10 protein-coding genes and 2 pseudogenes are annotated in these 13,056 nt (G+C 47.6%); 8 read left to right on the forward strand and 4 right to left on the reverse strand.

Features of this window, described 5'->3' with window-relative positions:
* Nucleotides 1-26 precede the first annotated feature (26 nt).
* The 8 genes from AC6R05_RS19725 (at nt 27) to AC6R05_RS19760 (ending at nt 10,169) form a co-directional block, all read left to right on the forward strand.
* Nucleotides 27-653: an HD domain-containing protein gene (locus AC6R05_RS19725; protein WP_500648459.1), complete on the forward strand. Its 627-nt coding sequence runs from the start codon at nt 27-29 to the stop codon at nt 651-653.
* A gap of 65 nt (nt 654-718) precedes the next feature.
* A complete protein-coding gene (locus AC6R05_RS19730; RefSeq protein WP_150868454.1) occupies nt 719-1,405 on the forward strand; it encodes a DNA-3-methyladenine glycosylase I in 687 nt (228 codons plus the stop codon).
* Nucleotides 1,406-1,638: 233 nt separating this feature from the next.
* A complete protein-coding gene (locus tag AC6R05_RS19735) occupies nt 1,639-2,373 on the forward strand; it encodes a GntR family transcriptional regulator (protein WP_032553512.1) in 735 nt (244 codons plus the stop codon).
* Between the two features lie 421 nt (nt 2,374-2,794).
* Entirely contained in the window at nt 2,795-4,240 is a 1,446-nt protein-coding gene (gene xdhA / locus AC6R05_RS19740) for a xanthine dehydrogenase small subunit (RefSeq protein ID WP_500648400.1), read from the forward strand.
* Nucleotides 4,233-6,623 carry a xanthine dehydrogenase molybdopterin binding subunit gene (gene xdhB, locus AC6R05_RS19745; protein ID WP_500648401.1) on the forward strand — a complete coding sequence of 797 codons (2,391 nt, stop codon included), beginning with the start codon at nt 4,233-4,235 and terminating at the stop codon, nt 6,621-6,623. The genes xdhA and xdhB overlap by 8 nt, the downstream gene beginning before the upstream one ends.
* A gap of 120 nt (nt 6,624-6,743) precedes the next feature.
* On the forward strand, nt 6,744-7,622 hold the full coding sequence (xdhC, locus tag AC6R05_RS19750; protein ID WP_150868448.1) for a xanthine dehydrogenase accessory protein XdhC: 879 nt from the start codon (nt 6,744-6,746) through the stop codon (nt 7,620-7,622).
* A 59-nt stretch (nt 7,623-7,681) separates the two neighbouring features.
* Nucleotides 7,682-9,016 (forward strand): guanine deaminase, encoded by a 1,335-nt coding sequence (gene guaD / locus AC6R05_RS19755; protein WP_500648402.1) that lies wholly within the window; start codon nt 7,682-7,684, stop codon nt 9,014-9,016.
* 274 nt (nt 9,017-9,290) lie between these two features.
* Complete coding sequence (locus tag AC6R05_RS19760) at nt 9,291-10,169, forward strand: AEC family transporter (RefSeq protein WP_500648403.1); 879 nt, start codon at nt 9,291-9,293, stop codon at nt 10,167-10,169.
* 71 nt (nt 10,170-10,240) lie between these two features.
* On the opposite strand, the gene AC6R05_RS19765 is transcribed toward AC6R05_RS19760, so the two are convergent.
* From AC6R05_RS19765 to AC6R05_RS19780, 4 genes and pseudogenes are all read right to left on the reverse strand, one after another.
* Nucleotides 10,241-10,894 (reverse strand): hypothetical protein, encoded by a 654-nt coding sequence (locus AC6R05_RS19765; RefSeq protein ID WP_500648404.1) that lies wholly within the window; start codon nt 10,892-10,894, stop codon nt 10,241-10,243.
* A 249-nt stretch (nt 10,895-11,143) separates the two neighbouring features.
* Nucleotides 11,144-11,410, reverse strand: a pseudogene (locus AC6R05_RS19770) (urate hydroxylase PuuD); the annotation flags it as partial.
* Between the two features lie 71 nt (nt 11,411-11,481).
* A pseudogene (locus AC6R05_RS19775) lies at nt 11,482-12,475 on the reverse strand (urate hydroxylase PuuD); the annotation flags it as partial.
* Between the two features lie 14 nt (nt 12,476-12,489).
* Entirely contained in the window at nt 12,490-13,050 is a 561-nt protein-coding gene (locus tag AC6R05_RS19780) for an ureidoglycolate lyase (RefSeq protein WP_032553521.1), read from the reverse strand.
* Nucleotides 13,051-13,056 lie beyond the last annotated feature (6 nt).

Genomic DNA, 13,056 nt, shown 5'->3' on the forward strand with positions numbered 1-13,056 from the left:
AATACCAATCAGAAAAAGAACCGAACGTGCTCGAAAAGTTTGAAGATCAGATGCTTAACTTTGCAAAGCAAGAGATGACCCAAGATGCGGCCCATGACATCAGCCACATCAAGCGTGTCGTCAAAACAGCAAAATCCTTGTGTGCCCAAGAACAAGCAGAGCTTGAAGTTGTGTTACCTGCAGCCTATCTGCATGACTGTTTTACCTTCCCGAAGAATCACCCCGAGCGAGCGACAAGTTCAAAAGTCGCGGCCGACAAAGCAATCGCATTTCTCAAGTCAATTGACTACCCCGCTCATCATTTAGATGCGATTCACCATGCAATTGTTACCCATAGTTATAGCGCGAATATCACGCCAGAAACCGTTGAAGCGCAGATCGTTCAAGATGCCGACCGTCTAGATTCCCTCGGCGCGATTGGCATTGCTCGCTGCTTGTTTGTCGGTCAAAGCTTTGATGCTGAGCTCTATAATCATGAAGACCCGTTCGCTGAAGAGCGTGATTTAAATGATAAACACTTCAGCGTTGACCACTTCTACGTGAAGCTGTTCAAGCTCGCACAGACCATGAATACCAAATCGGCCAAACAAGAAGCTGAGCGTCGCACCAACTATATGCGAGGATTCCTCGATCAATTAGCGAGTGAGGTGTAGCACCCCTTTTCATCTGTAGATTAGTCCCCATATCATTAAAAACTCGAAGTAATTTGGAATCCGTCATGACCCAAGAAAAGTTTGAAACCATTTATCAAAGAGCAGCTCACCGTAAGGGTGGCGAAGCTGAACTTGAGAAGATCGTTCGCAAGCCACTGACCCACGATGAACTGATGCAGATTGGTGATGATCGCTGGCTCGCTGCCTTTACAGAAAAAGTCTTTCAGTGTGGTATTTCTTGGAGTGTTGTTAGGAAGAAATGGCCTCAATTTGAAGAGGTATTCTTTGAGTTCGATGTTGAGAAGATGCTGATGCTACCTAATGAGATGTGGGAGCAAAAAGCACAAGACCCACGCATTATTCGCCACCTAACCAAAGTCATGACAATCCCTGCGAATGCGATGATGATCCGCAACGCTCAACGTGAATATGGTAGCTTCGCCCAAATGGTAGCTGAGTGGCCATCAGAGCGCATTACCGAACTTTGGGATCACCTAAAAAAGCACGGTAAACGACTCGGTGGTAACACTGGTGCCTACACCCTACGTCAAATGGGTAAAGATACGTTTATCTTGTCGACAGACGTCGAAGCACACTTGCGCACAACCGGTGTTATCGACAGCGGACGCAACACCAAACGCGCTCAACAAGCCGCAAGTAACGCGTTTAATGAGTGGCAACAGCAATCAGGAAGAAGCTTGAGTGAGATAAGCCAAATTGTTGCCTACAGTGGCGGAGATAACCGCGTTTAACAGCACGGCTAACCTCTACTTCGACAAATCATATTGATAAGATTTCATACTCGATGACACAGTTTTTCAAGCAAGATGAAAACTGTGTCTCAATTGTTATCAGATATACGCAAACTCTCTAACCTATTGGCCTCAGGCGGTAGCATTGTATGGATAAGTGTATACAATATAGATTAATACCAGTGCAATATGCTCAACAATCCCTACTCGACTAAACAAGGGCCTTTATCTCTATGACAGCTCTCAAAAACTCTGTCTCAAAAGGTGTAAAAACGAAAGTAACGGGTCAAACCCAAGATGACGTCGTTTACTGCCATATCTTCGATGCGATATTAGAACAAAGGCTGCCACCAGCCACCAAACTGAGCGAAGAAGCATTAGCAGAAATCTTTGGCGTAAGCCGCACCATCATCCGTCGTGCCTTACTGCGTCTATCGTTAGAACAAGTTGTGGTTATTCGTCCAAACCGAGGCGCCGTGATTGCCGCGCCAACGGTCGATGAAGCAAAACAGATTTTCAAAGCACGTGAAGTGATGGAATTGGCCATCACTGAACTTGCGGTTAAGAATGCCACCAAAGCTCAGATCGACGAATGTAGAAAATTGGTCGCGAAAGAGAACTGCGCCTTCGAACAGGGCGACTACGGTTCTGGCCTGCGACTGTCTGGTGAGTTCCATATTAAACTTGCTGAAATGGCAGAGAATGCACCACTACTGGCTTTCCAACGTAGCTTAGTGTCACAAACCTCCCTGTTGATCGCCCAGTACGAAACAGGTACTCATTCAAACTGTTCTCAAGACGAGCACGAGCAGTTACTTGATGCCATCGAATCCGGTGATGAAGAGCAAGCGGTTGATTTAATGCGTGAACACTTGAGCCATATTCGCTCTAAGCTCAACCTAGACAGCAGCACCGCCTCTAGCGATCTTCATGTGGTTTTCTCTGATCTTCTCAAGAGTAAGTCCTAGTTCGAACGCTTGCTGAACAAGTTAAAATCCTCTTTAAAAGCGAGTTCTACACTCGCTTTTTTCATGCCTGAAGCCAAAGGTCATACTCTCTCACAACTCATTTTCTGTACTTTTTGTTCGCTTTCCTATCGAATTTTGCCCCACAGCCACGACCGAATATTCACCAAAACCCTCCAATTATCCAAACATTATTTGTATACATAGAAGTAAATCCATTCATTCTTTTAAATCCTCAATTTCCAAATTTACTCAATTAAAAACAACGAATTAAAATCAAAAAATTATTGTATACAATCTTACCCAAAATCTCTTTGTTGCATTTTTGTAAATAAATAGTTGACCACAGGGTCAGGATGGATAATTATTGACCAAGAAGTCAAAAAAATTACACATGGAATATGTCGATATACAAGGAGGTCTCTTGATTACTTTTTTGCTCAATCAGGAAATAAGACACGAAGACAATCTGTCGCCGAATATGACCGTACTTAATTACCTGCGTACTAACGTCAAGAAGACAGGTACCAAAGAGGGTTGCGGTTCAGGCGATTGCGGTGCGTGTACTGTGGTGTTAGGTGAAGTGGTAGACGGGCAATTACAGTATCGCTCGGTAAACTCATGCTTAACGTTCGTTTCTGCTCTGCACGGCAAGCAACTGATTACCGTCGAAGATCTACAGAACCGAGATCGCTCTTTACACCCAGTACAACAAGCGGTTGTGGATTTTCATGGTTCACAGTGTGGCTACTGTACACCGGGATTCATTATGTCGATGTTCGCGCTTGGCAAGAACAAGCCTAACGCTAGCAAAGAAGATGTGATGGAGTCTCTAGCAGGCAATTTATGTCGCTGTACGGGTTACCGACCGATTGTTGATGCTGCAATGTCTTTGTCTACAGACCAACCTCTTATCGACCAATTCGCTGAACTTGAACGCAAAACCATTGAAAAGTTGGAGAGCATTCAAGGCACTGAAGCAAACCTTCGTTTAGGTCATCTCACCGCATTCTCTCCAAAAAGTATTGATGAGCTTGCGAAACTGTATATCGCTCACCCGAAAGCTAGGCTGGTTGCAGGCGGCACCGACCTAGCACTGGAAGTTACGCAGTTTCACCGTGAAATCGAAACCCTTATCAGCGTCAACCTTGTCGAAGATATGAAGCTGTGTGAAGAGACCGACACCGACCTTATCATCGGTGCCAACCTTCCAATCAGTGAGGCTTATTCACTACTGAAAAAGCACTACCCAGACTTTGGCGAACTGCTTCACCGCTTTGCGTCACTGCAAGTACGTAACCAAGGAACGATTGGTGGCAACGTAGCCAATGCTTCTCCTATCGGTGATACGCCTCCGCTACTGATTGCGTTAGATGCCAAGATCAAACTGCGTTGTGGTGATGAGTCGCGCACCATGCCGATCGAGGACTACTTTATCAGCTATAAAGTCACCGCTCAGAAAGAGAGTGAGTTTATCGAGCAGATCATCATACCTAAACCAAGCAGCGATAACTTCCGCGCTTACAAACTCTCAAAACGTCTAGATGATGACATCTCAGCCGTATGTGGCGCCTTCGACATTCAGGTGGAAGAAGGCAAGGTAACGCATGCTCGCATCGCCTTTGGTGGTATGGCTGCAACGCCTAAGCGCGCCGCTCGTTGTGAAAATACGTTATTAGGCAGCCCTTGGACAGACGCTACAATTAAAGAAGCGATGCAGGAACTGTATCAAGACTTCGAGCCACTCTCTGATTTTCGAGCGAGTCAAGAGTACCGCTCATTGTCGGCAGCCAATATGTTGCGCCGTTACTTCATTGAACAGCAGAACAAGCACAATCAAATCGAAACAAGGGTAACGTCTTATGTCTAACAAAAACAAACAGGCGATGACCCACGAAGAGATGGTGACTATCGCAAAACAAGATCTTAAAACTGGCGTGGGTAAAAGCGTTAAACACGACAGTGCACCAAAACAAGTAACGGGCGAAGCGGTATACATCGATGACCGTTTAGAGTTCCCAAACCAACTGCACGTCTACGCGCGCCTTAGTACTCAAGCGCATGCAAAAATCACCAAGATCGACGTCTCGCCGTGTTACGAATTTGAAGGTGTCGCCATCGCGATTCAGGCTAAAGATGTACCGGGTGAACTGGATATCGGTGCCATCCTTCCTGGCGATCCCCTACTCGCAGATGGCAAAGTCGAATTCTACGGCCAACCAGTGATTGCTGTGGCAGCCAACGATTTAGAAACGGCACGCAAAGCGGCACACGCCGCCATCATAGAATACGAAGAGCTGCCAGCGATTCTCGATGTGAAAGAAGCCTTAGCTAAAGAGCACTTCGTCACAGAGAGCCACACACAGCAACGTGGTGACTCGAAAGCGGCGCTTGCCAAAGCCAAACATGTGATATCTGGTGATCTCGAGATCGGCGGTCAAGAGCACTTCTATCTTGAGACTCAAGTCAGCAGCGTGATGCCGACCGAAGACGGCGGGATGATTGTTTACACCTCGACACAAAACCCGACCGAAGTGCAAAAATTGGTTGCAGAAGTGCTTGGTGTGCCAATGCACAAAGTAGTGATTGATATGCGCCGTATGGGTGGTGGCTTTGGTGGTAAAGAGACTCAAGCGGCATCTCCTGCGTGTATCGCTGCAGTCGTCGCCAGCCTAACAGGTCGACCAACTAAAATGCGCCTACTGCGTAACGAAGATATGCAGCAGACGGGCAAACGCCATCCATTCTACAACCAATACAAGGTCGGTTTTGATGACAACGGCGTGATTCAAGGTGCCGATATTACCGTAGCAGGTAACTGTGGCTACTCACCTGACCTTTCAAGCTCGATTGTTGACCGCGCGATGTTCCACTCAGACAACGCCTACTACCTTGGCGATGCAACCGTGGTAGGACACCGCTGCAAAACCAACACAGCATCTAACACCGCTTACCGCGGTTTCGGCGGCCCTCAAGGCATGATGACAATTGAACACATCATGGATGAGATCGCTCGTTACCTGAAAAAAGATCCATTGGAGGTACGTAAGGTGAACTACTACGGCGAAGAAGGCCGTAACGTGACCCATTACTACCAAACCGTTGAAGACAACTTTCTTCCTGAGATAACCGAACAGCTTGAACGCAGCAGTGACTACCACGCTCGCCGTAAAGAAATTGATGAGTTCAACAAACAGAGCCCTATCTTAAAAAAAGGCTTGGCAATCACTCCGGTGAAATTCGGCATCTCATTTACCGCAACTTTCTTGAACCAAGCTGGTGCGCTTATCCATATCTACACCGATGGCAGTATTCATCTGAATCACGGCGGTACGGAAATGGGCCAAGGCTTGAACATCAAAGTGGCGCAAATCGTTGCAGAGGAGTTCCAAGTCGATGTCGAACGTATCCAGATCACCGCTACAAACACAGACAAAGTTCCGAACACATCACCAACCGCGGCCTCATCGGGCGCCGACCTCAATGGTAAGGCCGCGCAGAACGCCGCAATAACGATTAAGCAACGACTGATCGACTTTGCAGCCTCGCACTTCAAAGTTTCGCAAGAAGAAGTGGTGTTCAAAAACGGTATGGTACAGATCCGCGACGAGATCATGACCTTCAACGCGTTTGTCGAACTGGCTTGGTTTAACCAAATCTCGCTCTCCAGCACTGGCTTCTACCGCACTCCGAAGATCTATTACGATCACGAGAAAGCGCGCGGCCGTCCGTTCTACTACTACGCCTACGGCGCGTCATGTTCTGAAGTGATCATCGATACGCTGACAGGTGAGAACAAAATTCTGCGCGTCGATATCCTGCACGATGTCGGAGCTTCATTGAACCCTGCTATCGATATCGGCCAAGTAGAAGGGGGCTTCGTTCAGGGCGCAGGCTGGCTCACCACGGAAGAGTTGGTATGGAATGAGCAAGGCCGTCTAATGACCAATGGCCCTGCAAGTTACAAGATCCCAGCGATTGCCGATATGCCGATCGATTTTAGAACGCATCTATTGGAGAACCGCAGTAACCCAGAAGACACCGTCTTCAACTCGAAAGCGGTTGGTGAACCACCGTTTATGTTGGGGATGTCTGTGTGGAGTGCACTCAAAGATGCCATTAACTCAGTCGCCGTCGATGGGGCAATTCCGAAGCTGAATACACCCGCGACACCAGAGCGCATTCTGATGGCTGTTCAAGCTGTTTCAGAGCCCGCGAAGGCGTCAGTCGACACAGAGCAAGAGACGGCGTAGTGATTAACATCATCAAGCTGTAACCAACAGGTAACAAGGACACTCGCCAGTCCGCAGTATTGAGCAGGGAGCTCTTTAGACTGGCGTAAGAAGCATCAAGCTGGAGCTTTTGGAGGAAGTATGTTTAAGGATAATTGGATTCACGAACTGGCAAAACTGGAAGAGAACTACGAGCCGTGTGTCATGGTGACGGTTCTTGAAGATCGAGGTTCTGTGCCTCGTGATGCCGGAACAAAAATGCTGGTCACTCGCGATCGCATCATTGCGACCATTGGCGGCGGCCACCTTGAACATGTTGCGACTAAAATGGCGCGCGAGATGCTGATCGCCAGCGAAAAGTCTCTCAAAGTCGAGCGCTTCAACCTTGGTGCTCGCCTAGGCCAATGTTGTGGTGGAATGGCTACTCTGAGCTTCGAGCCGATTGGTACTCAACAGAACCATCTGGTGCTATTTGGTGCAGGCCATGTGGCTAAGGCGCTATTGCACATTGTCGCCACTCTGCCTTTCCGCGTAACGTGGATTGATGAACGCGAAGAAGTGTTCCCAGAAACCTTACCTCAAGGCGTTAAAAAGCTTGTCACTGACGACCCAGTTGGTGAAGTGAAACAGATGCCACCAAACAGTTACTACCTAGTGATGACCCACAACCACCAGCTCGATTTCGACCTTGCTAAAGCCATCATTGACCGCGAAGACAGTCGTTACTTCGGCATGATTGGCTCACTAACAAAACGCAAGAAGTTCGATTTCCGATTGGAACAACGCGGCTATAACCAAGAGCAGATCAACACCATGATTTGTCCGATTGGTATTAGCGCTGTGAATGGAAAACATCCTGCAGAAATCGCGGTATCGGTTGCCGGTGAACTAATCGCACACTATCAGGGACAAGCGCTTGAACAGAAGCGCCCGACCCAACATTATCAAACTGAGGATCGTAACGATCCCAAGCAAACAAGCGATGTAGACGAACATCCTCTGGAAGAGAAAATCGCCTAACACAAATCGCAGACTCCAGTCGCCATAACGTGACTGGAGGGCATTAAAAGGAAGTAAACATGACAACGCAACGCAAAGCTTATCGCGCCAGTATTCTTCATAGCGTGGCCGACCCAAAGGATGTCGGTTTAGAAGAATCATATGAGTATTTTGAAGACGGTATTTTAGTGGTTGAGAATGGCCATGTGGTTGATTTGGGTAATGCCGATGATGTGCTTGCTCGTCAGCCCAAAACCCTCGATATCAAAGAGTACAAAGATAAGCTGATCACCTCAGGATTTATCGATACTCATATCCACTATCCGCAAACCGGTATGATTGCATCGTATGGCGAGCAGCTGCTCGACTGGCTTGAAAACTACACCTTCCCAGAAGAGAAACGCTTTAAAAACCCAGTTTACGCGCACAAAGTAGCGAAGCTATTCCTAGACGAGCTGGCGAGCAACGGTACCACAACAGCGTTGGTATTCGGCACCGTTCATAAAGAGTCGGTCAACGTGTTCTTTGAAGAAGCTGAGAGACGTAACCTACGTATGATTGCGGGTAAGGTGCTGATGGATCGCAACGCGCCAGATTACCTAACCGATACACCAGAATCAGGCTATGCCGACTCAAAAGAGCTGATCGACAAGTGGCACAATCGTGGTCGCTTGCTGTATGCAGTGACGCCTCGTTTTGCGCCAACGAGTACCCCGGAGCAACTGGCAACCGTAGGGAAGCTGTTAGAAGAGTACCCAGATGTGTACATGCACACCCACCTTTCAGAGAACGAGAAAGAGATTGAGTGGGTGAAGGCTCTATTCCCAGAACGCGATAGCTACCTAGATGTATACGACCACTATGGCTTGCTGCACAAACGTTCGGTTTTCGCACATGGCATTCACTTGTCTGATTGCGAGTGTAAGCGTTTAGCCGATACTGAATCTGCTATCGCTTTCTGTCCAACCTCAAACCTATTCTTGGGTTCAGGTCTGTTCAGACTGCCTGAAATGGAAGAGCACGGAATCCGTGTTGGTATGGGTACCGATGTGGGAGCAGGTACTAGCTTCTCTATCCTGCAAACTATGAGTGAAGCGTACAAAATCATGCAGCTTCAACATAAGAAATTACACCCTGCTAAATCGCTATTCTTAGCCACATTAGGTGGTGCACGCTCTCTTCATCTAGAAGACAAAATCGGTAACTTAGAAGTGGGCAAAGAGGCAGATTTCGTGGTTCTGGATATGCACGCGACTCAGCTAATGCGCTTTAGAATGGAGCAAGCAACCAAGCTTGAAGAGAAGCTGTTTGTATTGATGAGTCTTGGAGATGACAGAACCGTCAGCGAGACATACATCTACGGTGAAAAGGCGTACGACGCTAATTTCAAAGAATATAAAAAACTCGTCAGTTAGGCTTAAAAGCGAGTAACACCCGCTAGGTAACAACGACAATCGTTGTAAATAATCCGTCCAGATTCGCCTAGCCTTCTAAGACCAGTCGCCCCCAGCCTCTGGTCTTTTTTGCATCCTCATCAAATAACAACAATTAAATCTCTACTGTGTGCTAAATGCCCACGACGTAAACAATTTATGTTGGTAACTTAAGACGACTATACAAGTCGCTCAGCCTTTCTAATCCATGTTGAGCACACCCTTAAATTTACCCGTCACTTAGAAAAGGAATTCTATGTTCGAGCAGGTTGTTGGCATTCTGTTTCCCGTTTTTGCGCTCGCTGCTGCTGGCTTTGCCGTGGGCCGTTTGCTCAAGCCCGACTTTAAGCCTATCAACCGCATCAATATGGACGTGTGTATCCCGGCTTTGGTATTTGCCTCACTCACCACCATGCCGCTCGATACTGAGCAAGTACCACTAATTACAGCCTCATTAGTTGCTGTATTAGTACCTGCAGTGTTAATGATTCCAATCTGTAAGATCTTTAAGCTCAACTTCAAAGCTTGGGCACCTCCGCACATGTTTCGCAACAGCGGTAACCTTGCGATACCACTATTTACCTATACCTTTGGTGAGACAGCGTTGGCGCCAGCAGTACTGCTGTTTGTGGTTTCAGCCTGCATCCATATCAGTTTGGGTTTGGCGCTATTAAGTGAAGGGAACCCGCTAAAACAGATCTTCAAGATGCCAATCTTCCTCGCTGCTGCCGTGGCAATGACGCTTAATTTATCTGGCGTCGCGGTTTGGAATCCGCTTTACGAAGCGACATCACTACTTGGGCAAGCAGCCGTGCCTATCATGCTGCTATCTCTTGGCTCACAAATGGTCAACCTAAGGCTTAGCGGCCTCAAGGTGGGTTTGCTATGCACTGCGCAATCTTTGTTCACCGGAGCCATCGCCTTCGGCATTATCTACTTCTTTATTCCACTACCAACCCTACAGCTTCAAATGATGGTTCTGTTCACCATGCTGCCACCAGCGGTAATGAACTACTTGTTTGCTGAACGCTTCAACGTTGAGCCACCTAAGGTTGCTTCTATGGTACTGTTTGGCAACTTTTTAAGTATCGTGACCCTACCGATATTGCTGACGTTTGCCCTGTCATTTGGGTAACGTCGTAACATGAGCTAGGTAATATCACGCAGTATTGTTTTGACCTAGAGCGAGAAAGCGAACACAACCTACTACGATGCTTTGTCCAGTTTGAGTTCAGCTGTGACCTTAGTCAGGCGCAACGCAATCGCAAAACAGACTAAGTAAGGACTCACATACCAGAAAAGGCTTTCTATTGGCTGTTTAAGCTGCGCTTCCCTGGTTTTGATGTATTGATTTTTCTGCTTCTCGTATTGATTCAGCATCCCACTCACCCATACAGAGTCGCTCTCTAGTAACGCAATATCAGGTGCTGGAACCATTAATGTAGAAGCGCTCGGCAGCATAGAGAAATCAACATCTTTAAAGGTCTTCGCGGTTGTGAGGTACCACATACAGGCTTGATGGTATTCGGCTTGATCATTGGCCGACGGCTGACCCGAACAAACATCACCGCGCAATCGATCAAGAGAGAACTGCTGAATAGATTCTAGAATCACCACAGCTCTTGTCTGTTCAGTTTCTACCCAATCACCGGCAACCTTAGCCCGAATCTCTGAGACAGCGCCAAGCATGCCTATCCCCGCCAGAAACGGCCATAAATAATCCATCAGTTTCCATTTACGTCGGCTCAGGTTGAACCCACACCAAATTGGGATATGCAGCAGAAGAGTCAGCCCAACGGACAATAGAACAAAGTTGAGTGAGCTAGAGAGCATCAACTCACTTTCAAAGAAATGCTTCATAATTAGACACTTGCCTATATGAATAAGAGAGTTTCGATAGTAAATATCAATTGCTTGAAGAATGTAAGCAGCGCGTCAAAAAAGGGAAATACCTTCAAAAAAGAACCAACGCTTGGGAAAGCATACAAAAAGCCCCGGTATAGGAACCGGGGAAACAGGGTGGGACGAGTTTGGCGCGTGCCCGTGTAGCCAAACTCTCCCCAAGCCTCACCTAAGACTCACGCTCTTAGGTAAAGGATTCTGGATAATTTATTGAAGCTTCGCTCCTTGTGCGGCCCAATCACCAATCAATGCACGTTCGTCATCTGTCATTTGGGTGAGGTTTCCAAGTGGCATGACTTTCGTTGTTACGGTTTGAGCGATGATTCTCGGTACGTTGGCTTTGATCTCTTCAGGTGTATCCAAGATGACCCCGGCTGGTGCGGCGGCAAAGGCAGCATGAGTCGGTGAAGCTGAGTGACACACCGAACAGCGCTCTTGAATGACTTGGTTGATGGTCTCAAAGCGAATGCCTGCGTCCGAAGATACCGGAGCACTAGTGGCAGCTGTTTGCTGAACTTGAGCACCTTTGTCAGATTCCACAGCTCCTGCTGCAATTTCTTCCACGACTGGTGTAGCTTCTGCACTACTTTGCACCTGCTCAACCACGGGCGCTTTCGCGACTGGTGTCGGTGTCATCTGCTTTTTCGCGTAAGGTGAGGTCACGAACGCAAGCGTAATCATACCGAGTGCCGCCACTGGCACTGTCCAAGCAAACTTCTGGCTGCCATGTCGGGTATTAAAGTAGTGGCGAACCAAAATACTGAATACCGCCAAGCCAGCTAGAATCAACCAGTTGTACTCCGAACCATACGTGCTCGGGAAGTGGTTACTGATCATGATGAACAATACTGGTAGCGTCATGTAGTTGTTATGACGAGAACGCAGTAAGCCTTTCGCAGGAAGTGCTGGATCAGGTTCGCGCTTCTCTTCAATCGCTTTCACCAGGTTGCGCTGCGCCGGCATGATAACGCGGAATACGTTACCCACCATGATGGTACCAATGATCGCGCCAACATGAATGTAAGCACCACGACCACTAAACACTTGGGTCAAGCCGTAAGTCGCCGCCACCAGCAGTACGAACAACACAATACCAAGCAATACTGGCGTCTTACCTAATGGAGAGTCACACAACAGGTCGTAAATAAACCAACCAGCGACAAAAGAACCAATACCAATCGCGATTGCGGTAGTCGAATCAAGGCCTGAGCCCGGTGCAATCAGGTAAATCTCAGCGTTAAGGTAGTAGACAACCCCAAGTAGACACACACCTGTGATCCAAGTGAAGTAAGCTTCCCATTTAAACCAGTGAAGATGTTCTGGCATCTCTGGTGGTGCCAGCTTGTACTTTTCAAGGTGATAGATACCACCACCGTGAATCGCCCATAAATCACCAGATAGGCCTGTTTTTGGGTTTACTCTGTTTAGGTTGTTTTCAAGCCAGACAAAGTAAAATGATGCGCCGATCCATGCGACACCAACGATCATGTGAATCCAGCGAATCGCCAAATTCAACCATTCTGTAATATGCGGATCCATAATAAACTCCTGTATCACAGCGCATTTTCAACGCGCTGCTCTTCCTTATTGTTGTCCGTCGGCAGGTCTTCCAAGTGCAGTGCCACGAGGTCGCTATCAAAATAAACTTCATCACAGTTATGACCTTCACCGCCTCTATCCACAATCAAGAACTGGTCTTGATCGGTAAGCGCGAGAACAGGATGGTGCCACACACCTTTGTGATAGTTCACTCCTTGACGACCGTTGCTGAGGAACGCTCGGCAGCTGGCTAATGTTGGATTTTCGCCCTTTGGCGCGACAACAATTAAATAGGGTTGACCAAGTAATGGAACGAATGCCTGAGAGCCAAGTGGATGACGCTCTAGCATCTCGATAGTCAATGGGTACTTCAGCGGAGTGGCCTGGAAGATGCTGATGATGGCTTCTCCACCTTGATCTTGCACATCCGTTGCCGCAAGCTTGTGGTAGCGACGAGTTGACCCATTGTTGATCATGAAAAAATCACTGTTATCAGACTCGATAACATCACCAAACTCAGCAAACGCTTGTTTGGTTAACGGTTCGATCACTAAACGACGTATTCCATTACTCATACTCTT

It is taken from the genome of Vibrio sp. R11-SG3-ISO9 (assembly GCF_059834255.1).